We start from the raw sequence: 22,235 nt of genomic DNA, 5'->3' as shown, positions 1-22,235 counted from the left end.
TGATAGTGGTCCATACAACTACCCGTACTCAGTGGCCAGTGGTCTGTGCTTTCGGGGTGCAGTTTTTTTTTTTCCAGGAGAAACCGGAAAACGAGATAGGAGTCCGTCCCGGGGGCTCGGAGATGTGTAAAAGGGCCCGTATCGGCCCCGCTCCGCTGCCGATTCTGTCCCATGACTGCTGATCTGTTGCCCGTCCGCCGGGCCCTCCTCTCCGTTTCCGACAAGACCGGTCTGGTCGAGCTGGCCACTGCGCTGGCGGCACGCGGCGTGGAGCTGCTGTCCACCGGCGGCACCGCCAAGGCGATCCGCGATGCGGGCCTGGCCGTGAAGGACGTGGCCGACGTCACCGGTTTCCCGGAAATGATGGACGGCCGGGTCAAGACCCTGCACCCGATGGTGCACGGCGGCCTGCTGGGCCGTTCGGGTCTGGATGATGCGGTCATGGCCGAACACGGCATCGGTGCCATCGACCTGCTGGTGCTGAACCTGTACCCGTTCGAATCGGTCACCGCCAAGGCCGACTGCACCCTGGCCGACGCGGTCGAGAACATCGACATCGGCGGCCCGGCCATGCTGCGTTCGGCGGCCAAGAACTTCGCCCGCGTGGCAGTGGCCACCGACCCGTCGCAGTACGCCGAACTGCTGGCCTCGCTGGAGGCCAACAACGGCCAGCTGACGGCCGCCACCCGCTTTGCGTTCTCGGTGGCCGCGTTCAACCGCGTCGCCCAGTACGACGCCGCGATCAGCAACTACCTGTCGGCGGTCACCGCCACCGACGCCGCCGTGCCGGCGCGTGCCGAGTACCCGGCGCAGATGAACTCCACCTTCGTGAAGGTGATGGACCTGCGCTACGGCGAGAACCCGCACCAGAGCGGCGCCTTCTACCGCGACCTGTACCCGGTGCCGGGCACGCTGGCCACGTTCCAGCAGCTGCAGGGCAAGGAACTGAGCTACAACAACCTGGCCGATGCCGATGCGGCGTGGGAATGCGTGCGCCAGTTCGACGCGCCGGCCTGCGTCATCGTCAAGCACGCCAACCCGTGCGGTGTGGCCGTCGGTGCCGGCAACGGCGACGCCTACGAACTGGCCTACGCCACCGACCCGACCAGCGCCTTCGGCGGCATCATCGCCTTCAACAAGCCGCTGGACGCCGCCACTGCCAAGGTGATCCTGGACCGTCAGTTCGTCGAAGTGCTGATTGCCCCGGACTACGAGCCGGCCGCGCTGGAATACGCGCAGAAGAAGGCCAACGTGCGCGTGCTGCGCATCCCGCATGGCGATGGCCTGAACAACTTCGACAGCAAGCGCGTGGGCTCGGGCCTGCTGCTGCAGTCGTCGGACAACCGCGGCATGACACGCGACGAACTGAAGGTGGTGAGCAAGCTGGCGCCGACCGACAAGCAGTTCACCGACCTGCTGTTCGCCTGGAAGGTGGCCAAGTTCGTGAAGTCCAACGCGATTGTGTACGCCAAGGACAACCGCACGATTGGCGTGGGCGCCGGGCAGATGAGCCGCGTCTATTCCGCGCGCATCGCCGGCATCAAGGCCGCCGACGCGAACCTGGTAGTCGAGGGTTCGGTGATGGCCTCCGATGCGTTCTTCCCGTTCCGCGATGGCATCGACGCCGCGGCGGCCGCCGGTATCAAGGCGGTGATCCAGCCGGGCGGTTCGATGCGCGATGCCGAAGTGATCGCCGCCGCCGACGAACATGGCCTGGCCATGGTGTTCACCGGCGTGCGCCACTTCCGTCATTGATCCTGGAGCGACACGGATGTCCACAGTTTCGATGAAATCGCTGGCCGCCGTCGCCCTCGTGGGCGCGGCCGCGCTGGTGGGCTGCAAGCCTGCTGCAGAGCCCAGCGTGGCGCCGAAGGTGGATGCGCCTGCGGTGGCCCCCGCCGCACCAGAACAGCATGTCAGCCGCACCGCGCGGCTGCAGGCCTTCCTGGTCCAGCGTTACGGCAGCAACGCCAGGCTCTCCGGTGAATGGCGCGGCAGCTGGACCCAGGACGACGACACCCATCCGGTGGACTGGCAGGTCTGTGCGGAGCAACCGGTGGTGAACGGAGACAGCTGGCAACAGCTGCTGGCCGTGTGTGGTGCGCTGGTCGATGGTGCGCACATCGACCCAGGAACCATCGAGTTCTTCGTGCTGCGCCCGAAGGACGATGGCTTCGAAGTGGCCAGCGAACTGACCGGCGAGCGCTTCGGCAGCGGTGGCCAGCCCGGCACCGCCAGCATCATCCGCGCCGGCAGCGACTTCTATGGTTTCCGCGTCGAGGACGGCTGGTTCGGGCAGGGTTTCTCGCTGCTCTCGCAGTCGCTGATCCTGCCGGGCCCGAACGGCCTGGTTACCAGTGGCAGCGTGCGCAGTCATATCGACAATGACGCCCAGTACGAGTGCGACACGGTCGACGCCAGTGCCGACCCCGACACGGCCACTGACTGCCGCACCCGCCGCTTCAGCATCGATTTCGCCTTGCGTTTCGACGACAGCGACCGCAGCGCGCGCGTCTGGCCGCTGCTGATCGACGAAACCGGAACCACCTGTGGTGGCAAGCAGGTCCGGCAGGAACACCGCTTTACCCTGGACCCGAAGACCTGGGCCTATTCCTTCCCCGAATCGCTGCGACGCGAAGGCTGCGAGTGAGCCACGCGCGCCGCCGGGGATATCGATCTTCCCTTCCCACGCAATCTGGAATCTCGTGATGAACGTACTTGTCATCGGCTCTGGCGGCCGCGAACACGCCCTGGCATGGAAGCTGGCCCAGTCCTCCCGTGTCACCGAAGTGATCGTGGCACCCGGCAACGCCGGCACCGCCAGCGAAGACAAGTGCCGCAACGTGGCGGTGAAGGTGACCGACATCGACGGCCTGCTGGCGCTGGCCCAGGCTGAAGGCGTGGCGCTGACCGTGGTCGGCCCGGAAGTACCGCTGGTGGCCGGCGTGGTCGACCGCTTCCGCGCCGCCGGCCTGCGCATCTTCGGGCCGACCGCCGCTGCCGCGCAGCTGGAAGGCAGCAAGGCCTACGCCAAGGACTTCCTGGCCCGCCACAACATCCCCACCGCGTTCTACGCCGTGCACACCGACGTGGACGCCGCCCTGTCCTACATCCGCGAGAAGGGCGCACCGATCGTGGTCAAGGCCGATGGCCTGGCCGCCGGCAAGGGCGTGATCGTGGCAATGACCCTGGCCGAAGCCGAGGACGCGGTGCGTGACATGCTCTCGGGCAATGCCTTCGGCGATGCCGGCGCCCGCGTGGTGATCGAAGAGTTCCTCGATGGCGAGGAAGCCAGCTTCATTTCCATGGTGGACGGCGTGCATGCGCTGCCGATGGCCACCTCGCAGGACCACAAGCGCGTCGGCGACGGTGACACCGGCCCGAATACCGGCGGCATGGGCGCCTACTCGCCCGCGCCGGTGGTGACGCCCGAGGTGCATGCGCGGGTGATGCGCGAGGTGGTGAACCCGACCGTGCTGGGCATGATTGCCGACGGCATTCCGTTCACCGGCTTCCTCTATGCCGGCCTGATGATCGATGCCAGCGGCGCGCCGAAGGTGATCGAGTTCAACGTGCGCTTCGGCGACCCGGAAACCCAGCCGGTGATGCTGCGCCTGCAGTCGGACCTGGTGGAGCTGGTGGAAGCCGCCATCGACGGCCGCCTGGACCAGGCAGAAGCGCAGTGGGATGCGCGCCCGTCGCTGGGCGTGGTGCTGGCCGCCAAGCCCTACCCGGAAGCGCCGATCACCGGTGACGTGATTTCCGGCCTGGACGACGTACCTGCCAGTGCCAAGGTGTTCCATGCGGGGACTGCATTGGACGCGCAGGGCCAGGTGGTCAGCGCCGGCGGCCGCGTGCTGTGTGTGGCTGCGCTGGGTGACAGCGTGCGCGACGCGCAGGCCAATGCCTACGCCGGCGTAGCCAAGGTGACGTGGGCCAACGAGTTCCACCGCAACGACATCGGCTGGCGCGCGATCGCACGCGAGGGGTGAGGGAGGCGCCGTGTCCAGCCTCTGTCGCCCTTCCGTCGATGGATTCAGGCGGAAGGTATCGGCGCAGGGCTGTCGCAATGCTGTTGATTCGAGCGCTTCACCCTTGCGATGGACCAGATAAGGGATTCTGGATATCTTCACCGTCCTCGGCATGGAAAGCCGGGACGGTACTCTCCGTGACAAGGCGGCGCACGCCAAGCGAGGGAGATTGTCTGGAATTCATCCGCTATCTCGCGGAATCAAGAAACGCTTTCCAGTTCTCAAAGAGCCGCGCCACGTTCTGCTCATGTGAATGCGCTGCGGGATCATAGCCACCAGAAGCTGGCATGTACCTTACAAAGCTTTCCACAGACTCCGGATAGTCAAAATCAGCGTAGATCTTCTCGACCTCTCCGAGCGGATCAGCAACCACATCGCGCTTGGCGTAAAGATCCGTGAGGAGTGCAACAAGCCACCTTCTGGAGACTTCATCTTCGTCTAGATTTTCATCGAGTACCGTCAGCTGTGTAGCTACCCTGTTGCGCTCCTCAGGAGAAACGCTTTCCAGTCTTTGAATCAGGGAATTCAGATTGAATTCCTCCTTCAGCTCCTTCTGCCCTGACCCGCATTGTTTCACCACCTCAAAATCGATCAGATGGCGCCCCATTGCCCACGCCATCTCGGTCTGACTCCAGGGCCCGTAAGGTTGAATACAATCATACGTTCTCATGTAGACACTCATCTCTTGTTTGGTATTCCGTTCATGCTGCCACCTTCTACAAATCTTTGATGGGTCAAGTCTCCGGCTTTGTCTACTATGTATTCAAACCGACCGGCCTTTCCATTGAGTTCACCGGGGAGCTGAGTCAGAGTGCGAACCACGCCGTCGCCACCTGTCAACGGAGTATGAACACCTGCTTCTGCAGCGGTCTCTCGCATAAAGGTCGCTGAATTGTGCCCAGCGTCCCCTTTGAGTGCACTTCCCACAGGCCGGGAATTCAAAAGTGCCCGACCTTCTGCACTCAGAGCTTTGGATGCCGCCACACCTGCTCCACCGGCACCTGTAACTCCTGCGATATCAGCAGCGATACTGGTAGCTGCCGATACGACACTTGGATTGGCCATCGCAACCATGCCAGCTTCGATCAGCACTGGGGCAGCCATTGCCGCTGTAACAGCGATTGCGGCCGGTCTCATCGGCTCGTATACGGCGCCGTTCCCGGCAGCAATATCCCTCCGATGCTGCTCAACGAATCGCTCTGCGGCCTGCCTTCCATCCGCATCGACGAACCTGTACGAATTCCCATTCGCGTACCGATACCGATTGAACTGCTCAACTGGCATTTGGTGAGCGGTGACTGGGTCTACCGACAAAAACACACCCAATTGTGGATCCATGTAGCGCTGTTGCATGTAGCTCAGCCCTGTGGCCGAGTCGCTCACATGTCCAGCGTACCCAGGTCCATCCGTGACCTGACCACCTACCACGGCCCCGTAGGGCTCGTAGTCGTATCACTTGATGACGTTGCCGTTGGCATCGCTTTCGGCCACAACCGAGCCGAGGGCATCGGTGTGAATGTATGTGATCGTTGTCTGGGCGATTGCGGATGGTGACAGGCCAAGGCCCATCAGCAGCACGCAGCACAGCCAGGCACCTATGGCACCGAGCTTGCGAGTTCGATCTTCAAATCCCCCGAAGCGGGTCGACACACCGCCTGCAGTTCCCCCGAACCTGCGCATCATTCCAATCCATGAAAGAGCCTTGAAGCAAGGCTTGGCATTCATAGCACAGGAAGGCAGTCATCGGAGTCCAACTCTAGGACTGAGGCCAGAGGGACCATTCTGAATTGGACCAGACCCTTGGGTATAAACCTCGCGAGGGATTGAACGGCTACCGGAAGCGCATGACTGCCCGCCATGGGCTGGTACTACTGAAGCAGCCGATCAGCGGCCCGCATTACCAACAGCCATGCCGGTCAAACGAAAAGCCCCGACCAACGCCGGGACTTTTCATCAGAACGGGGGCCGGAACTAGGAACCGAACCAAAGATCCATGCCTTACGCGGTGAACAGCGCCTTCATCTTCTTCAGCGCGTTCGCTTCAACCTGGCGGATGCGCTCGGCGGACACGCCGTATTCGTCAGCCAGCTCCTGCAGCGTCACCTTGCTGTCGGCATCCAGCCAGCGACGGCGGATGATGTCGCGCGAACGGGCATCCAGCTCAGCCAGGCCTTCGCGCAGCAGCTGCATCTGGTTGTCTTCGCTGTCGGCACGCTCGTAGGCCATCGACGGGTCTTCGTCGTTGGCGACCAGGTACGCAGCCGGCGACGGCGGCGCGTGTTCGTTGTCCTCGTCGGTCGGCGCATCGAAACCGATATCGCGACCGGACAGGCGCGACTCCATTTCCATGACCTCGCGCTCGGACACGTTCAGGTCCTTGGCCACCGCGCTCACTTCAGCCGCGTTCATCCAGCCCAGGCGCGTCTTCGACTTGCGCAGGTTGAAGAACAGCTTGCGCTGCGCCTTGGTGGTGGCGACCTTCACGATGCGCCAGTTCTTCAGGATGAACTCGTGCATCTCGGCACGGATCCAGTGCACGGCGAAGGAGACCAGGCGCACGCCCATCTCCGGGTCGAAGCGCTTGACCGCCTTCATCAGGCCGATGTTGCCTTCCTGGATCAGGTCACCCAGGGCAAGGCCGTAGCCGTTGTAGCCGCGGGCCACGTGCACCACGAAGCGCAGGTGCGAATGCACCAGCTCGCGGGCAGCGTCCAGATCGTTGCCGTCGCGGAAGCGACGGGCCAGGTCCTGTTCGTCATCGACCGACAGCACCGGGATCTGGTGCACGGCACCGATGTAGGCGTCCAGCGAACCGAGCGCACTGGGAATCGGGAGATTGTTTGCCACAAGGGCAGTAGAGGTGTTCTGGCTCATAGGCACCCATCTTAGCAGTCCGGGATTTGGACTGCTAAAGGAGGAAAAAGTTCCAGCATCCTATTGATGCAACACTGGTCCCAAACAGAGCCCTACCGTAGCGCGATTTGATGACAGTGGCGAGCACGCTTTTCGGGATTCACAATCCCTTGGAATTCAATCAATTACCTACCGGAAACCGGCCGATTCCGGTCAAGCGGAGCTGAACGGGCCGTTCTGGAGGCCCATTCAGGGTCAGCAACGTTGCCAGGCGTTCAGCCCGGGCCGGGCGGCCCGCTCAGAGCGCCGAACGCGGCGGCAGCGACCAGTCGATCGGGGCCTGGCCGCGGCGCTGCAGGTACTCGTTGGCCATCGAGAAATGCTGGCAGCCGAGGAAGCCGCGGTGGGCCGACAGCGGCGACGGGTGCGGCGACTTCAGCACACGGTGGCGGCGGGTGTCGATAACCTTGCCCTTCTTCTGCGCGTACGCGCCCCAGAGCATGAACACCAGGCCGTCGCGTTCGCGGTTGAGCACATCCACCACGTGGTCGGTGAAGCCTTCCCAGCCACGCCCCTGATGGGCACCGGCCTGGCCCTCTTCCACCGTCAGCACGGCATTGAGCAGCAGCACGCCGCGCTGCGCCCACGGGATCAGGCAACCGTGGTCCGGACGCGGGATACCGAGATCGCTCTCGATCTCCTTGTAGATGTTCAGCAGCGACGGCGGCACCGGCACACCGGGCGCCACCGAAAAACTCAGGCCATGCGCCTGGCCGCGACCGTGGTACGGGTCCTGCCCGAGGATCACCACCTTCACCTGCTCGAACGGCGTGGCATCGAACGCGGCAAAGATCTGCGGTCCGGGCGGGAACACCGCCGCACCGCTGGCCTTGCGCTGGCGCAGGAAACCGGACAGCTCGCGCATCTGCGGCTGCATCAGGTAATCGCCGACATGCTGCTTCCAGCTCGGCTCGAGCTGGATCGTCGGGGTGCCGGCTACTTCATCAATCATCGCGCCACTTCATCGAATCAGGGGTCCATCGTTCAATCGGGCCAGGCGCAGCTGGAACAGCACCTTGGTGACCAGCAGGCGCTCTTCAATCGGCTTGAGCACCAGGTCGTTGGCACCGGACTGCAGCAGCCCGGTCTGGTTGTGCGGGTTGCCATCGCCGGTCATCACCAGCACCGGCAGGCGGCGCTTGCCGTAACCGAAGTCCACGCGCACGCGCTGCACCACGTCGCGGCCGCTCAGTTCACCCTTCAGGGTGACGTCGGTCAGCACCAGGTCGATGCGGTGGCGGCTGCGGCCCAGCGACTCGGCAGTGAGCAGGGTGAACGCCTCTTCGGCGCTGACCACGTGCAGCACGTTCAACTGCTGGCGTTCCAGCATGCGCTTGGTGGCCTCGGCGACCACGCGGCTGTCCTCGATGTAGAGGATGGTGGCGCCGGGAATGGTCTGCGGCTGCACGTAGCCACGGATGAAGGTCGCCAGTGCTTCATGGCCGAGCGATTTGTCGAAATAGTCGGTGACGTACTCGGTGAAGCGGCGCTGCTCCAGGTGCTGCTGGGCATCGCCGGAGACCACGATCACCGGCACATAGGCCTGGCCTGCGGCTTCGCGGACCATCCGCGCCAGTGCCAGGCCGTCACCATCACGCAGGGTCAGCGAGGTGGTCACCAGATCCACCGGGCCCTGCGCCAGCGCCAACTGCGCATCCTCGATGCTGTCGCAGCCGATCACCTCCACGCCCGGCAGGTCGCGCTGCAGGACATCGGCGATCAGCTTGCGGACCAGCTTCGACCCATCGACCACCATCACCCGCGTCGCGGGCCCCTCAAGGTGCTTCAGCGCTTGCGGTTGCATGCCGGTCTCAGGTGTCGGTCGGGCGGGTCTGGCGGAGGAAGTGGCCGGTCACCAGCCACGCGCCCAGCCAGCCCAGCAGCAGCGTGCCGAGCAGGACCAGGCTGCCATGCAGCAGGTCCAGGCCGTGCAGCACGAACGGACTGCCGTAGCTGCGCGAGAGTTCGGCCAGCGGCACGCGCAGGGCGGCGCCGGCCGCAGCAATCAGGGCCAGCGCCACCGCACCGGCACCCAGGCCATACCACGCGCCCAGGTACAGGAACGGGCGGCGGATGAAGCCATCGCTGGCGCCAAGCAGCTGCAGCACGCCGATCTCTTCGCGGCGGGCCTGGATGTCCAGGCGCACGGTGTTGCCGACCACCAGCGCGGCGCCGACGCCGAGCAGTACCGACAGCACCTGCACCAGCCGTGCGCCGAACGCCAGCCAGGCATCCAGGCGCTGGCGCCACAGTGCGTCGTGCTGCACCAGGTCGGCCTCGGGCAGGCTTTCCAGCGCGCGCGCCAGGCGTGCGTCGTCCTTGCCCTGGCCCGGGGTGATCACCAGCAGCGACGGCAGCGGGTTGTCGTTGAGAGCGTCGATTGCCTCGCCGAGGCCGGCATCGCGCAGTTCCTGCAGGCCCTGTTCGGGCGTGCGCACGTTCACTTCGGCCACGTCGTCGCGGTCGCGCAGCTGGCCGGCCAGCCGCAGCGCGCCGGGGCCATCGACGTCGCCCTTCAGGAACACATTGATGTCGCGCGACTGCTGCACGCTGCCGGCGAACTGCTTGAGGTTGTCCAGCGCGATCGACAGGCCCAGCGGCAGGGCCAGCGCCAGCGCCATGACCATCACCGTCAGCAGGGTCGCCCACGGCTTGCGGCAGGCGCGGCCGAGGCTGAACACCACGCTGTGCACGTGGTGCTGGAACCAGACGCCCACGCGCGACGGGGCGGCGGCTTCGCTGTTTTCGTTCTTCGCCATCGGTTACTCCGCCAGGTCCTGCGGCGAGATGTCATCCACCAGCCGGCCGTGGTCGAGGATCAGCACGCGCTTGCGCATACGGCGCAGCAGCGGCAGGTCGTGGCTGACCACCAGCACGCTGGTGCCGCGCGAGGGCAGCTCGGCGAACAGGGCCATGATCTCCGCCGCCAGGGTCGGGTCGAGGTTGCCGGTTGGTTCATCGGCCACCAGCAGCTTGGGCTCACCGACGATGGCGCGGGCGATGCCGACGCGCTGCTGCTCGCCGGCCGACAGCTGCGAGGGCAGCGCCTTCTCGCGGTGGCCCAGGCCCATGCGCTCAAGCACCGAGCGCACGCGCTTGCTGATGTCGCCACGGCGGGTGCCGCGCAGGATCAGCGGCAGCGCCACGTTCTCGGCGATCGAGCGATCCATCAGCAGGCGATGGTCCTGGTAGACCGCACCCACCGCGCGACGGTGGCGGGGCACGTCGCCGCCACGCACCTTCAGCAGGTTGCGCTCGTCGAACACCACCGCGCCGCGGCTGGGCCGCTCGTCCAGGTGGATCAACTTGAGCAGGGTGCTTTTGCCCGCACCGGAATGGCCGGTGACGAACAGCATCTCGCCCGGCGCGACCTCGAAGCTGACATCGGTCAGTGCCTCGTGGCCACCGGCGTACTGTTTGCTGACATTGTCGAAGCGCAGGACACTCATGCCCCGATTATGCAGGACCGGCGCGACGTCGTGGAGACGGTCGCACGATCGGTAGTGCCGGCCGCTGGCCGGCAACCCACACAGCTGCCGGCCAGCGGCCGGCACTACCCTACCCCATGGGGCAGTGCGGACCAAGGTCCGCACCCACCATCGACGGCTTAGTTGCCCGACAGCATCCGGCGGATCTTGCGGCCGATGCGGGTCAGGAACGAATCGCCGGTATCAGCAGCCGTGCGCACCGGCTTGGCCACCACCTGCACCGGGGTGACCGGGCTGGCGCCATTGCCGGCGGCGTTCTGCACGCCCTCGGCACCTTCGACCGGACGGCCATGGCGACGACGACGGCGCTTGCGCGGCTTGTGCTCGCCGTCCACCGCAGCTTCCGGTGCGCCTTCGGCGCGCGGCGGGCGCGGCGGACGCGGGGCCTGGGCAACGGCGCCTTCAGCACCGGCGGCCGGGGCGGCAGCGCCCTGCTCGCCTTCCACGCGCGGCTTGCGCGGGCCACGCGAACGGCGCTCGCCACTGCGCTCACCGTCGCGACCACCACGACCACCGCCGCCTGAACGGCCGCCACTACGGCCACCGCCCCGACGCTCTTCCTCGGCGGCGCGGGCTTCGCGCGCTTCGCGGAAGATCTGGCCGACGCTTTCGTTGTCCTCGCCTTCCTCGCCTGCAGCCGGAGCCGGGCGTTCCGGGCGCGGCAGCGGGGTCAGCAGTTCCTTGGTGACCGGCTCGGACGGAATCTTCTGCTCGATGTAGGCCTCGATGTCCGGCAGGCCCATGGCATAGCGTTCGCAGGCGAAGCTGATCGCATCACCCTCTTCGCCCAGGCGCGCGGTGCGGCCGATGCGGTGCACGTAGTCTTCGGCGTCAAACGGCAGGTCGTAGTTGTAGACGTACTTGATGCCGTCGATATGCAGGCCGCGCGCGGCCACATCGGTGGCCACCAGGATTTCCAGCTGGCCCTTCTGGAAGCGGTTGAGCAGGCTCTCGCGCTTCTTCTGCGGCACATCACCGGACAGCACGCCGACACGGTAGCCGGCCTTTTCCAGCGAACGGGCAACGCGTTCGACGAACACCTTGGTGTTGACGAAGACCATGGTGCGTGCGCCTTCGCTGCGCGACAGCAGGCCCAGCAGCAGCGGGATCTTCTCGTCGTCGGCCGGGAAGTAGATGCGCTGGCGCACGCGCGCGGCGGTGATGGTCTCGGCTTCAACCACCAGCTTCTGCGGTTCGTTCATGTGCTCGTAGGCCAGCTCCAGCACGCGGTGGCTGAGGGTGGCACTGAACAGCAGGGTCTGGCGGGTGGTGCGCTCGGGCATGCGGCGCAGCAGGAAGCGGATGTCCTTGATGAAGCCCAGGTCGAACATGCGGTCGGCTTCGTCCAGCACGCAGATCTCGCAGGCGTGCAGCGACACCACCTTGTGCTGCTTGACGTAGTCGATCAGGCGGCCCGGGGTGGCGATGATCACGTCCACGCCCTGCTGCAGCAGTTCGCGCTGCTTGTCGTAATCCACGCCGCCGTAGACCAGCGCGAAACGCAGGCCCAGGTCGGAACCGAACTTCACTGCATCCTTGTGGATCTGGATGGCCAGTTCGCGGGTCGGGGCGAGGATCAGCGCGCGCGGATCTTCCGGCTTGCGGTCAGCCAGGGCCGGACGCGTCAGCAGGCGGTTCACGACAGCGACCAGGAAGGCCAGGGTCTTGCCGGTGCCGGTCTGGGCCTGGCCGGCAACATCACCACCGGGCAGCGCGACCGGCAGGGTCAGCGCCTGGATCGGGGTGCAGCGGGTGAATCCGGCTCCTTCAAGGCCGGCCTGCAGGGCCGGATGCAGCTCGAAGGAGGAGAAGGTCAAATCGGTCAGCGGTTTGTCGCTCATGAGTCCGTCTTGGTATGGCCGCCGGCCCGTGGGGCGGCTGGCACTTCATCGTCTAGGGGCACCGTCGCAAACTGCGGCCCCTGCGGCGGGTTGGCAGGCTGGGACCACCCGGTCCGCGCGCCGCACAATGCCCCAGTTTAACGCACTCGGGCCAGCAAACCGGAATGACCTGTCTCATAAAGTCAAGAGACGGCGTCCTTCACCCAGCCACACCGGACTTGAACGGCCCTGCCAGGGCCGCTGGTGTCGCCCGCTGCCAGCCCCATGTACAGGAAGACAGTGAAATCCGACACATACCAGGCATCGAAGCGATCACGATACGCTGGGTTCCAGCCGGCGCCTGTCCCCGCCCTGCGATAGGGGTACACTGCCGGCCGTGAGCGTCCAGGCATCCCGCCGAACGCACCGCGGCAGTGCGCCGCGAGGCAACGACGAGGGTCGCGCCACCGGGCATGGCCCAGTTCACCCACCTCCGGCATGGCCGGGTGCAATCCAAGACGAGAAACCAAGATGAGCGACAAGGTTGTACATGTCGGCGACGCCGACTTTGATAGCGCAGTGCTGAATTCCAAGGAACCGGTGCTGGTCGATTTCTGGGCCGAGTGGTGTGGCCCGTGCAAGATGATCGCCCCGGCGCTGGACGAACTGGCCGATGCCTACCAGGGCCGCGCCAAGATCGCCAAGGTCAACGTCGACCACAACCGTGCGCTGGCCGCCAAGTACCACGTGCGTTCGATTCCGTACCTGGTCGTGTTCAAGGACGGCGAGAAGGTCGGCGAGCAGATTGGTGCGGTGGGCAAGGCCCAGCTGGCCGGCCTGCTGGACAAGGCCCTGGCCTGATCCTGCTGTTCTCCGGCAGCCGCCGACCGCGGCTGCCGGCGGGCGCCCCGCGCCCATGATGAATGCTGTTCCCGGCGCCCCTTGCGTGGCGCCGCAGGCCGATGATAGTGTCGGCATATCCGGCCGCGTTCGCGTGCCGCACCCTCTGGACGCAGTTTCTTCCAGACCCATTCCCAACGTTCGCCGCCCCAGCCGGGCGCTCGCACCTTCAAGCGAGGAATAACGCTCTTGTCCGATAACACTTCCGAAACCGGCAGCGCCGATGCGCCCGCCGAAAAGCGCGTGCGCAAGCCCCGCGTGAGCAAGGCCACCGCTCCGGCAGCCGCCGAAACCAGCGCCGCTCCGGCGCAGCCGACCCTGCCGCTGGCCGCCGCGCCCGAGGCACCAGCTGCTGCCCCCGCGCCGAGCGCGCCCGCCGCCGAGGCCCCTGCCAGCACTGGCGGTGGCGAAGGCGGTGAGGGTCGCGAATCCGGCCAGCCGCGCCAGCAGAACCACCAGGGGGGCGGCCAGAACCAGGGCCAGAACCCGTACAATCAGAACGGCCAGCAGGGCCAGGGGCAAGGTCAGGGCAACCGCCGCGACCGCTTCCGCAACCGCCGCGACCGTGACCGTAACAACCGCTTCCGCGACGATGGCCTGCCCAACGACGGCGGCGAGCAGCAGCCGTTCGTGCCGCGCCCGCATGCCAACGTGCCCGAGGGCTTCCCGGTCTACTCGCTGAGCGACCTCAAGCGCATGCCGGCACAGAAGCTGCTGGAAATCGCCGAGCAGCTGCAGATCTCCGAAGGCGTGGCCCGCGCCCGCAAGCAGGACGTGATCTTCGCCCTGCTGAAGGTGCTGACCCGCCACGGTGACGGCGTCGCCGCCGACGGTGTGCTGGAAATCCTGCCGGACGGCTTCGGCTTCCTGCGCGCGGCCGAAGCCAGCTACCTGGCCGGCCCGGACGACACCTACATCTCGCCCAGCCAGATCCGCCGCTTCAACCTGCGCACCGGCGACCACATCTCCGGCCGCATCCGCTTCCCGAAGGACGGCGAACGCTACTTTGCGCTGAACATCGTCGACACCATCAACGGTGAGCCGATCGAAGCGTCGAAGAACAAGGTGCTGTTCGAGAACCTGACCGCGCTGTTCCCGCGCCGCCGCTTCACCCTGGAGCGTGGCAACGGTTCGTCGGAAGACATCACCGGCCGCATCCTCGACCTGATGGCCCCGCAGGGCAAGGGCCAGCGCTCGCTCATCGTGTCGCAGCCGAAGGCCGGCAAGACCATGATGATGCAGCAGGTCGCTACTGCCATCACCACCAACCACCCGGACGTGCACCTGATCGTGCTGCTGATCGACGAGCGCCCGGAAGAAGTGACCGAAATGCAGCGCACCGTGCGCGGCGAGGTCATCAGCTCGACCTTCGACGAGCCGGCCGCACGCCACGTGCAGGTGGCCGAAATGGTCATCGAGCGCGCCAAGCGCCTGGTCGAGCACAAGAAGGACGTGGTGATCCTGCTCGACTCGATCACCCGCCTGGCCCGCGCCTACAACAACGTGGTGCCGAGCTCGGGCAAGGTGCTGACCGGTGGTGTGGACGCCAACGCGCTGCATCGTCCGAAGCGCTTCTTCGGTGCCGCGCGCAACGTGGAAGAAGGCGGCAGCCTGACCATCATCGCCACCGCGCTGGTCGACACCGGCTCGAAGATGGACGAGGTGATCTACGAAGAGTTCAAGGGCACCGGCAACAGCGAAGTCCACCTGAGCCGCCGTATCGCTGAAAAGCGCGTGTTCCCGGCCATCGACATCAACCGTTCCGGCACCCGCCGCGAAGACCTGCTGATCGAGCCGGAGCTGCTGCAGAAGATCTGGATCCTGCGCAAGCTGCTGCATCCGATGGATGAAATGGCCGCGATGGAATTCCTGCTGGACAAGATGAAGAACACCAAGTCCAACGACGAGTTCTTCGGTTCGATGAAGCGCTGAGCCCCGGCCCGGTCCTGCATTGGAAGGAAACCTGCCGCTCGCTGCGGCAGGTTTTTTTTTGCCTGCAGGGCGACGCACTTCACTTCGCTCGCGCCTGCTTTTGGCGATAATCCGCGCGATACCCTGCCCGGCCCCCGTGGGCCCTGCCACCGATTCCCGCTGTTGCCCCTTCCGGAGAACCGGTCGGGTCCAGCCTCCTGCCGGATCCGTCGACGCATGCGAACGCTGTCTCCCCGCCTCAACCTGGGCAAGCTGATCCTCGCCCTGGCACTGCTCAGCGCCATCATCGCCCTGGCCAACACCCTGCTGGCCAGCTATCGCGTGCAGCGCGACCAGCTGGTCGGTAACACCCTGGAAGCCAACCGCGTCTATGCCACCAAACTGGCCGAGACCACCCAGAACTTCCTGCTGGCCGCGCAGCAGCAGCTGGCCTATGCCGCGACCCGCCTGGGCGAGGACGACCTCGATCCGAAGCAGGCCCAGGATGAAGCCAGCCGCCTGCAGCTGCAGTCCAGCAGCTTCAACTCCTCGCTGGTGGTGGACGCCGACGGCCTGGTGATCGCCACCTCGCCGCAGACCCTGCAGCTGCAGGGCGAGGTGCTGCACAGTGTCGGCAACAACGCGGCACTGGCGGCGCGCCAGCCGATGATCAGCGATCCCTACCAGTCGGCCACGGGCAAGCTGCTGGTGTCGCTGTCGCACCCGATCTTCGACCGCCAGGGCCGCTATCGCGGCTATGTAAGCGGCACCCTGTACCTGCGCCAGCGCAGCGCACTGCACACGCTGCTGGGCAAGCACTACTACCGCGACGGTTCCTATCTGTACGTGGTGGACCGCAATGGCCGCCTGCTGTACCACGCCGATGGCAAGCGGGTGGGTGACTACGTGGTCGGCAACCCGGCGGTGAAGGCCGTGGTGCGCGGAGAGCGTGGCGCACAGCAGGTACGCAACAACCGCGGCGTGTCGATGCTGGCCGGCTATGCGCCGGTGGCGGCCACCGGCTGGGGCATCATCGCCCAGCGCCCGACCGAGGCCACCCTGCAGCCGCTGTCACGGTTGATGACCGCGGTGATCTGGAATGCGATTCCGCTCGGCCTGCTGTCGCTGCTGATCACCTGGTGGTTCGCGCGCCGCATTTCGATGCCGCTGTGGCAGCTGGCGCGCAATGTGCAGGGCGGCGAGGACACCGGCAATGCGATCAACCATGTCAGCGGCATCCGCGCCTGGTACTTCGAGGTCGCCCAGCTCAAGCAGGCGGTGCTGCACAGCTTCAATGCCCTGCAGGATCGTATCGGCACGCTCAACCGTGCCAGCCGTACCGACCCGCTGACCGGCCTGCTCAACCGCCGCGGACTGCAGCAGGCGCTAGACGCACTGCAGGTGCAGGGCATTCCGTTCGCGATCCTGGCGCTGGACATCGATCGCTTCAAGTCGATCAACGACAGTTACGGGCATGACATCGGCGACAACGCCATCGTCCACATCGCCGACCAGATGCGCCGCTACTCGCGCGACAGCGACATTCTCTGCCGCGCCGGCGGCGAGGAATTCCTGCTGCTGTTGCCGGGCATCAGTACTGAATCGGCCCGTCAGGCCGGTGAACGCCTGCGCCAGCACATCGCCGACCATCCGTTCGGACCGGTCGGCACCATCACCGTATCGCTTGGCGTGGCCCACTTCCCCAGCTTCCACGTCGATGCCGAGCAGGCCTTGCGGCTGGCCGACAAGGCGCTGTACATGGCCAAGGAACAGGGCCGCAACCGGGTGGTGGTCTACCCTTACGCCGACTGACGCGGAGCCGGGCTGCCCGGCTCCGCAGCGGGCCTCAGCTCTGTTGCAGCGGGGTCAGCAGGCGCAGGCCGCGCTTGGCGCCGTCCACCATGTAGACGCCGCCTTCCGGCAGCAGGTCGCTGCCGGCCTGCTCGACCGGGTCCGCCTCGCGCCACGGCACGGTCTGCCGCGGCCCCGGAATGAAGGCGCGCCAGCGGCCATAGCGTCCCGCCACTGCATTGGGATCGTTGTTCAGGGCGAAGTTCACCGGGATGCGAACCGTCCAGCTGTCCCGGGTGCTGTCCTCGCCGGTGGTCGGCGGCTTGAAGGTCCACGTGCGGGCGGTGCTGACGCTGGCTCTGGCCAGGATGTCGCGCATCTTGGCCAGGGTCCGCTCGGATGCGACCACGGCCATGTTCACCTGCTCGGCGGCCACATCGGCCACTGTTCCGTCACGGGCCACCTTGACCAACAGCAGCACCTCACCCTGGCCACCGTTACGGTAGGCCGCTTCCGGGTAGCGCGGCGGCGTCATGTGCAGCTGGGTCACCGAATCGGTAGCCTTCGGATCGTACTCGCTGAAGTCGACACTGGTCATGCTGATTTCATAGCCGCCATCGGCCGCAGCCTTGCCGCGCAGGCGAACGCGCAAAGGGGCCCGCGTGGCCACCGCCTGGCCATCGCGCAGCGTGGGCTCGAAGCGCCAGCCACCGATGGTGCCTTCCACGAAGGAGGCGATGCTCGGGGCCACCATGGCTTTCTGGTCCAGCACCAGCGAACGGACCGCGCCCTCCGGCGTGACCTCGATATGACCGGACAGCACCATGCTCATTTCTGCAGTCGCGCGTACGGCACGTGCGGTCTGCGCAGTGGCGTCGCCTGCAAGCAGGGGGGCGCCGGCACCTACGGCCAGCGCGAGGGCGAGAAACAGTGGGGAACGCATCATTGCCGGATCCTTGGTGATGAACGGCGAGCCTATCTCAGCCCCAGCCGCGATGACAGCCGGTTCACGCCAGCCGGTTCACGCCAGCCGGTGTGCGCCTGCGTAGGGCGGCGTGTCCGGATAATCACCCCGGGCGAAGCGTTCCTGCAGGCCCTGCCACCAGCCCGGGTCGAACAGGTGCCGGTAGTGCTCGCGCACGGCTGCCAGCTCTGCAGCCGGCAGGCCCATGAACGGGCCGAAGCGCTCGGGAAACACGTCGCGCGGGCCGACATGGAACCACGGCTCGTCGGCCATCTCTTCCTCCGGCGTGCGTGGCTGCGGCCAGGCGCGGAACACGCAGTCGCTGACCAGGCACAACTCGTCATAGTCATAGAACACGGCCCGGCCGTGCCGTGACACACCGAAGTTCTTCGGCAGCATGTCGCCGGGGAAGATGTTGTTGCGCGCCATGTCGGTGATCGCCTGCGCGTAGTCGAGCACCGCCGCGCGCACCGCCTCCCCGGACTGCTCGCGCAGGTACAGGTTCAAAGGACGGAAACGACGCTGCACATAGCACAGTGCGACTTCGACCTCATCGCCATCGACGCGTACGCTCTGCGCGCACTGCTGCAGCAGTTCATCCAGCAGGGCCGGCGCGAAGCGCTCGCGCGGAAAGCGCAGATGACGATAGGGCTGCGCATCGAGCAGGCGGCCGACACGATCGAGATTGAACACCAGCGCGTACTTCTCTTCCACCTGCTGCCGCGACATTGCCTTGGGCCAGGCGAAACGGTCACGGATCAGCTTGAACACCAACGGATAACTGGGCAGCGTGAACACTGCCATGACCATGCCCGGCGTGCCTTCGGCATGCACCAGCCGCTCCTGCGGGTGCTCGTTGAAGTGGCGGAAGAACGTACGGTAGCGCTCGGTCTTACCCTGCTTGGCGCGACCCAGCACCGTGTAGATCTCATCGATGGGCTTGCCTGGCAGCAGGCTGCGCAGGAACACCACGGCGTCGCCCACCGTGCCCAGATCGGCCTGGAAGTAGCTGCGCGACACGCCGAACAGATGGGCAACATCACGGCGCCGGGTCAGCACCGCATCGGCACGCAGGCCGCGCTCATCGTTGACCAGGGCAATCACGCATGGCGAGAAGCGATGCTCGCCGAACACGCGGCCGACCAGGTAGGCGCGGCGCTCACGGTAGAACACGGTGTCGAGCAGTTCGATGCTGCGTACCGGCGTGTCACCCCAATGGGCGAGGTCGTCCTGCAGGCGCACGGCGATGGCTGCCGCGCAGCGCAGCTGGTGCGCGTACGGAATGTCGAAGCGATAGTCGGCCAACACGCGTTGCAGGGCCTCCACCGGCCGCGTCGGCGAGACGGCGTAGGTATGCCGCGCGACGGGATGGGTGATTGCATCGGAGGGCTCGACGTCGAAAGCAATGAATTCCAGCGCCGGGTCCACGCCGCGGGTAGCGAACAGGCGCCGCGACAGCGTGTTGTAGAAGGTCTTGTACAGCTCGGCATCGATCAGGCCCTGCAGCAGCGCGCTGTAGCGGGCGTGCACCTGCAACCACAGCGCGCGCTCGCCGATCGCGTCACCGGCGAGGCGACGCAACGCATCCATCTGCTCGGCGATGCACAGGTCGTACAGGGCGATGCGCTCGACCGCATCCTGTCGCGCACCGGCCCAGTCGCGCTGCTCGAAGCGCTGCCGTGCGCGCGCAGTGATCGCCGCGAAGCGGGCATGGTACTGCTCGAAACCATCGCGGATGGCACCGGCGATACGCAGCGCCAGCTCGGCAGCGATGTCAGGCTTGGACATGCATGGCTCACCCGGGAGGACCGGCTTCACCATACGCTGGCGTGTGCGATGCCGTCGAGCGCGAAGGTAGTGCCGGCCGCTGGCCGGCAGCACCTGGACCGTCGATGGATTGATGCAGATGCCGGCCAGCGGCCGGCACTACCGGCTCAGATCGCCAGTTCGGCCTCCACGTCCTGCACCTTGCGCCGGGCCAATGCCAGATTGGACTTGGTGCGGTCCAGCACGATGTAGAAGAACAGGCCCTTCTTCTTCGCCACCGGGCGCATGATGTGGTACGCCTTGCCCAGAGAGATCAGGATGTCCTCGATGCTGTCGTTGAGGTTCAGCGACGCGGCGGTCTTCATCTTGGCGCGGATCACTTCGGTGTTGCCGGCGGCAGCCACTTCCATGTCCATGCCGGCACCGGCTTCGCCCAGCAGCATGCCACTTTCGTAGTCGACCAGCGCCACTGCCTGCGCGCCGTCGATGCCCATCAGTGCGTTCAACGATTCATTCAATCCAGCCACGTCGCACCCCTTGTCGATGTTGGTTCGAGCCCCTCGTTCCCCTGCGGCCGGGCTCACGATCCGCCGAGTTCGGCCAGGATCGCCTGGCCACATTCCCTGCTCTGCCACAGCACCTGGCCGATCACGCTGCGCTGGTCGCAGGCCGCCATCAGCAGCAGCGGTGCGCGCCCCTCGGCCTGGATCGCCAGCATCAGCACCTTGCCGCCCGCCGCTTCCAGCATCAGCGTCTGCAGATCCCCAAGCACCAGTTCGCGCCCGACCGCTGCGGCCAGCGCCAGCATCGCGCTGGTCATCGCCGCCAGCCGTTCGCCGCGCCCTTCGGCCCCGGCACTGACCAGGGCGAAGCCGTCGACACTGGCCAGCACCACCGTGCGCACGCCTTCCACCCGCTGCTGCAGGTCCTGCAGCAAGGGCTGCAGGCGCTCACGCTGGCCGGCATCGGGCAGCACCGCCATCTGCCCGTCAGCCATGCGCCGCCACCAGTGCGTGCGCTTCCATTTCGCTCATCAGTACATCCATCAGCAACAGTCCCTGTTCGCGGTCGCGGGCATCCACCGCCAGCAGCGGCAGTGGTTGGTCATCGAGGCGGGCACGTGTGGCCCAGTCGTCCAGTGCGGCCTGTGGTGCCAGGTCCAGGTGCGTGACCGCCACCACCAGCGCCAATGACGATGCGAACGGCCGCAGCACCTGCAGGTAGTCCTGCAGTTCGGTGGCCAACCCGGCACGGCGCGCGTCCAGCAGCAGCACCGCGCCACGTGCGCCCTGCAGCAGGATCGGCCACAGGAAATCAAAGCGCTGCTGGCCGGGCGTTCCGTAGAGCCGCAGGCGTTCGCCGTTGGGCAGGTCGATGTCTGCGTAGTCCAGCGCGACGGTGGTGGAGGCCTTGTCGGCACCGAGGCGATCACTGTTGGCCACATCGGTGTCGATCACCGCGCCGGCCGCGATGCTGCGCACGAGTGTCGACTTGCCGCTGCCCATGCCACCCAGCACGACCACCTTGTGCTCACGCATTGCGCTCGCCCCCGCGCAGGTGCCGCCACAGGCGGGCAAGCAGGCCGTTGTCGGTGCCATTGCCGCGTGGCGCCGTCATCGGTGCCGTAGGGGCGCTCTGCAACTGCGCGTAACCGCAGAGATAGGCTGCATGGATGAAATCGCGCACCGCCGCAGCCGGCAACTCGAGCAGCATCGCGCATTCTTCAACCGTACACGCGCGCTTGAGCAGCAACGAGCACAGGCGGAAGCCATCGTGGTCGTGGCCCAGCACGCGGAAGTCCGGCCAGCGCAGCAGCTTCACCGAGGCGCCACGCAGGCGTTCGTCCAGTGCCTGCCAATGGCGGCTGCGTTGCGCCCATTGCCACAGCAGCGGCCGCAGTGGCTGGCGTGGCCGCTCACCGGCCAGCGCCTGCAGGCGTGCGGGTGTCAGCGCATCCAGCTGCAGGCGTTCGAAGGCATCGGCCAGGCGCTCCACCAGCGCGCTCGCCGGCTCCTGCAGCAGCACGGCCTGATCATGCTCAAGGTCCATCAGCAGGACGGGTTCACCCGCGTCACTCAGCAATGCCTGCCCCTGGCGCAGGGGCAGCCGCTCGCGCAGCAGGCGGGTAATGGCATGTGCACCATCGGCCAGGCGGATCGGTGCAGGTGCATGCATGGCCAGGGGCTCCGGTATCAACTGCATGCGGCGCAGCGCGCGGCCGATGGCACCATCGTCAAGCACGTCCTGGTGCCCGTCGCCATCACGCAGCTGGCCGCCGATGTCTTCGATCCAGCACTGCAGTCGCGGACGCTGCTGGCGCATGCGCTGGGCCGCGTTGCGCAGCGCCGGCGTATCGCGGATGACCAGCAGATCGCAATCGTCCAGGTCCTGGCTGCGGCGGATCTGGCCATCCGGCAGGGCCGATGCTACGCGCAGCCGCTGCAGCAGGGCCTGCTCGCCCTGGATGTCGGTTCCCACTACCAGCACGCGTGCCATCCGTGTTCCCCGTGCGGCCACCTCCCCGGTGGCCTCGCGTCGCCAAGGCTAGGGCATCGCCAGCGGCAGCCGTCGTGATCGATTGCTCAGATCGAGGGCAGTTGCAGACGGTGTCCGATCGGTTCTGCGACGGCCATCGCGGGCAAGTTTCATG

Annotated in this window: 20 protein-coding genes and 1 pseudogene; 6 read left to right on the top strand and 15 right to left on the bottom strand. The window is 66.3% G+C overall.

Features of this window, described 5'->3' with window-relative positions:
- Positions 1-171: 171 nt before the first annotated feature.
- From purH to purD, 3 genes are read left to right on the top strand one after another with little or no spacing between them, the layout of a single operon-like run.
- Positions 172-1,755, top strand: a complete 1,584-nt coding sequence (gene purH, locus EKL94_RS15055; protein ID WP_126929689.1) for a bifunctional phosphoribosylaminoimidazolecarboxamide formyltransferase/IMP cyclohydrolase — start codon at positions 172-174, stop codon at positions 1,753-1,755.
- Positions 1,756-1,771: 16 nt separating this feature from the next.
- Positions 1,772-2,650 carry a hypothetical protein gene (locus EKL94_RS15050; protein WP_126929688.1) on the top strand — a complete coding sequence of 293 codons (879 nt, stop codon included), beginning with the start codon at positions 1,772-1,774 and terminating at the stop codon, positions 2,648-2,650.
- 58 nt (positions 2,651-2,708) lie between these two features.
- Positions 2,709-3,992: a phosphoribosylamine--glycine ligase gene (purD, locus tag EKL94_RS15045; protein ID WP_126929687.1), complete on the top strand. Its 1,284-nt coding sequence runs from the start codon at positions 2,709-2,711 to the stop codon at positions 3,990-3,992.
- 226 nt (positions 3,993-4,218) lie between these two features.
- Here the strand turns inward: purD and EKL94_RS15040 are convergent, their stop codons facing one another.
- The 9 genes and pseudogenes from EKL94_RS15040 to rhlB all read right to left on the bottom strand — a co-directional run bounded on the left by EKL94_RS15040 (position 4,219) and on the right by rhlB (position 12,273).
- Positions 4,219-4,650 (bottom strand): DUF2247 family protein, encoded by a 432-nt coding sequence (locus EKL94_RS15040; protein WP_185830039.1) that lies wholly within the window; start codon positions 4,648-4,650, stop codon positions 4,219-4,221.
- A gap of 59 nt (positions 4,651-4,709) precedes the next feature.
- Positions 4,710-5,465: pseudogene (locus EKL94_RS22695) on the bottom strand (RHS repeat-associated core domain-containing protein); the annotation flags it as partial.
- Between the two features lie 18 nt (positions 5,466-5,483).
- A complete protein-coding gene (locus EKL94_RS22690; RefSeq protein ID WP_260473437.1) occupies positions 5,484-5,681 on the bottom strand; it encodes a hypothetical protein in 198 nt (65 codons plus the stop codon).
- Between the two features lie 348 nt (positions 5,682-6,029).
- The gene (rpoH, locus tag EKL94_RS15030) at positions 6,030-6,905 is read right to left on the bottom strand and encodes an RNA polymerase sigma factor RpoH (protein ID WP_006397457.1); all 876 of its coding nucleotides are present in this window, start codon (positions 6,903-6,905) and stop codon (positions 6,030-6,032) included.
- A gap of 277 nt (positions 6,906-7,182) precedes the next feature.
- A complete protein-coding gene (gene ung, locus EKL94_RS15025; RefSeq protein WP_126929685.1) occupies positions 7,183-7,896 on the bottom strand; it encodes a uracil-DNA glycosylase in 714 nt (237 codons plus the stop codon).
- A 9-nt stretch (positions 7,897-7,905) separates the two neighbouring features.
- Entirely contained in the window at positions 7,906-8,748 is an 843-nt protein-coding gene (locus EKL94_RS15020) for a response regulator (protein ID WP_099604709.1), read from the bottom strand.
- A gap of 7 nt (positions 8,749-8,755) precedes the next feature.
- The gene (gene ftsX, locus EKL94_RS15015; protein WP_099588825.1) at positions 8,756-9,703 is read right to left on the bottom strand and encodes a permease-like cell division protein FtsX; all 948 of its coding nucleotides are present in this window, start codon (positions 9,701-9,703) and stop codon (positions 8,756-8,758) included.
- A gap of 3 nt (positions 9,704-9,706) precedes the next feature.
- Positions 9,707-10,393, bottom strand: a complete 687-nt coding sequence (gene ftsE / locus EKL94_RS15010) for a cell division ATP-binding protein FtsE (RefSeq protein WP_049424090.1) — start codon at positions 10,391-10,393, stop codon at positions 9,707-9,709.
- 158 nt (positions 10,394-10,551) lie between these two features.
- Complete coding sequence (gene rhlB, locus EKL94_RS15005; protein WP_126929684.1) at positions 10,552-12,273, bottom strand: ATP-dependent RNA helicase RhlB; 1,722 nt, start codon at positions 12,271-12,273, stop codon at positions 10,552-10,554.
- A 510-nt stretch (positions 12,274-12,783) separates the two neighbouring features.
- Between rhlB and trxA the strand changes: the two genes are divergently transcribed.
- The 3 genes from trxA to EKL94_RS14985 all read left to right on the top strand — a co-directional run bounded on the left by trxA (position 12,784) and on the right by EKL94_RS14985 (position 16,875).
- A complete protein-coding gene (gene trxA / locus EKL94_RS14995; protein ID WP_005411275.1) occupies positions 12,784-13,113 on the top strand; it encodes a thioredoxin in 330 nt (109 codons plus the stop codon).
- Positions 13,114-13,341: 228 nt separating this feature from the next.
- Positions 13,342-15,084 carry a transcription termination factor Rho gene (rho, locus tag EKL94_RS14990; RefSeq protein WP_126929683.1) on the top strand — a complete coding sequence of 581 codons (1,743 nt, stop codon included), beginning with the start codon at positions 13,342-13,344 and terminating at the stop codon, positions 15,082-15,084.
- A 216-nt stretch (positions 15,085-15,300) separates the two neighbouring features.
- A complete protein-coding gene (locus EKL94_RS14985; protein WP_126929682.1) occupies positions 15,301-16,875 on the top strand; it encodes a sensor domain-containing diguanylate cyclase in 1,575 nt (524 codons plus the stop codon).
- A gap of 34 nt (positions 16,876-16,909) precedes the next feature.
- Here EKL94_RS14985 and EKL94_RS14980 read toward each other — a convergent pair whose 3' ends face one another.
- From EKL94_RS14980 to EKL94_RS14955, 6 genes are all read right to left on the bottom strand, one after another.
- Positions 16,910-17,800, bottom strand: a complete 891-nt coding sequence (locus EKL94_RS14980; RefSeq protein ID WP_126929681.1) for an energy transducer TonB — start codon at positions 17,798-17,800, stop codon at positions 16,910-16,912.
- Between the two features lie 75 nt (positions 17,801-17,875).
- Entirely contained in the window at positions 17,876-19,606 is a 1,731-nt protein-coding gene (gene aceK, locus EKL94_RS14975; RefSeq protein WP_126929680.1) for a bifunctional isocitrate dehydrogenase kinase/phosphatase, read from the bottom strand.
- A gap of 146 nt (positions 19,607-19,752) precedes the next feature.
- Positions 19,753-20,112: a hypothetical protein gene (locus EKL94_RS14970; RefSeq protein WP_005419760.1), complete on the bottom strand. Its 360-nt coding sequence runs from the start codon at positions 20,110-20,112 to the stop codon at positions 19,753-19,755.
- A 53-nt stretch (positions 20,113-20,165) separates the two neighbouring features.
- Positions 20,166-20,582: a roadblock/LC7 domain-containing protein gene (locus EKL94_RS14965; protein ID WP_019336717.1), complete on the bottom strand. Its 417-nt coding sequence runs from the start codon at positions 20,580-20,582 to the stop codon at positions 20,166-20,168.
- On the bottom strand, positions 20,575-21,123 hold the full coding sequence (locus tag EKL94_RS14960) for a GTP-binding protein (RefSeq protein ID WP_126929679.1): 549 nt from the start codon (positions 21,121-21,123) through the stop codon (positions 20,575-20,577). Before EKL94_RS14960 ends, EKL94_RS14965 begins: the two co-directional genes overlap by 8 nt.
- The gene (locus tag EKL94_RS14955) at positions 21,116-22,081 is read right to left on the bottom strand and encodes a hypothetical protein (RefSeq protein ID WP_126929678.1); all 966 of its coding nucleotides are present in this window, start codon (positions 22,079-22,081) and stop codon (positions 21,116-21,118) included. The genes EKL94_RS14960 and EKL94_RS14955 overlap by 8 nt, the downstream gene beginning before the upstream one ends.
- Between the last annotated feature and the right edge of the window lie 154 nt (positions 22,082-22,235).

The organism is Stenotrophomonas maltophilia (assembly GCF_003970865.1).
Taxonomy (GTDB): Bacteria; Pseudomonadota; Gammaproteobacteria; order Xanthomonadales; family Xanthomonadaceae; genus Stenotrophomonas; species Stenotrophomonas maltophilia_AR.
This window is presented reverse-complemented; position numbering and strand designations above follow the sequence as displayed.

Excerpts from the sequence above, each read along its gene's own strand:
- EKL94_RS14960 (WP_126929679.1), bottom strand. The coding sequence starts at position 21,123 with ATGCGTGAGCACAAGGTGGTCGTGCTGGGTGGCATGGGCAGCGGCAAG.
- EKL94_RS15020 (WP_099604709.1), bottom strand. The coding sequence starts at position 8,748 with ATGCAACCGCAAGCGCTGAAGCACCTTGAGGGGCCCGCGACGCGGGTG.
- purH (WP_126929689.1), top strand. The coding sequence starts at position 172 with ATGACTGCTGATCTGTTGCCCGTCCGCCGGGCCCTCCTCTCCGTTTCC.
- EKL94_RS14965 (WP_019336717.1), bottom strand. The coding sequence starts at position 20,582 with ATGGCTGACGGGCAGATGGCGGTGCTGCCCGATGCCGGCCAGCGTGAG.
- rhlB (WP_126929684.1), bottom strand. The coding sequence starts at position 12,273 with ATGAGCGACAAACCGCTGACCGATTTGACCTTCTCCTCCTTCGAGCTG.
- aceK (WP_126929680.1), bottom strand. The coding sequence starts at position 19,606 with ATGTCCAAGCCTGACATCGCTGCCGAGCTGGCGCTGCGTATCGCCGGT.
- purD (WP_126929687.1), top strand. The coding sequence starts at position 2,709 with ATGAACGTACTTGTCATCGGCTCTGGCGGCCGCGAACACGCCCTGGCA.
- ftsX (WP_099588825.1), bottom strand. The coding sequence starts at position 9,703 with ATGGCGAAGAACGAAAACAGCGAAGCCGCCGCCCCGTCGCGCGTGGGC.
- EKL94_RS15040 (WP_185830039.1), bottom strand. The coding sequence starts at position 4,650 with ATGGCGTGGGCAATGGGGCGCCATCTGATCGATTTTGAGGTGGTGAAA.
- ftsE (WP_049424090.1), bottom strand. The coding sequence starts at position 10,393 with ATGAGTGTCCTGCGCTTCGACAATGTCAGCAAACAGTACGCCGGTGGC.
- EKL94_RS14955 (WP_126929678.1), bottom strand. The coding sequence starts at position 22,081 with ATGGCACGCGTGCTGGTAGTGGGAACCGACATCCAGGGCGAGCAGGCC.
- EKL94_RS15050 (WP_126929688.1), top strand. The coding sequence starts at position 1,772 with ATGTCCACAGTTTCGATGAAATCGCTGGCCGCCGTCGCCCTCGTGGGC.
- EKL94_RS14980 (WP_126929681.1), bottom strand. The coding sequence starts at position 17,800 with ATGATGCGTTCCCCACTGTTTCTCGCCCTCGCGCTGGCCGTAGGTGCC.
- trxA (WP_005411275.1), top strand. The coding sequence starts at position 12,784 with ATGAGCGACAAGGTTGTACATGTCGGCGACGCCGACTTTGATAGCGCA.
- EKL94_RS14985 (WP_126929682.1), top strand. The coding sequence starts at position 15,301 with ATGCGAACGCTGTCTCCCCGCCTCAACCTGGGCAAGCTGATCCTCGCC.
- rpoH (WP_006397457.1), bottom strand. The coding sequence starts at position 6,905 with ATGAGCCAGAACACCTCTACTGCCCTTGTGGCAAACAATCTCCCGATT.
- ung (WP_126929685.1), bottom strand. The coding sequence starts at position 7,896 with ATGATTGATGAAGTAGCCGGCACCCCGACGATCCAGCTCGAGCCGAGC.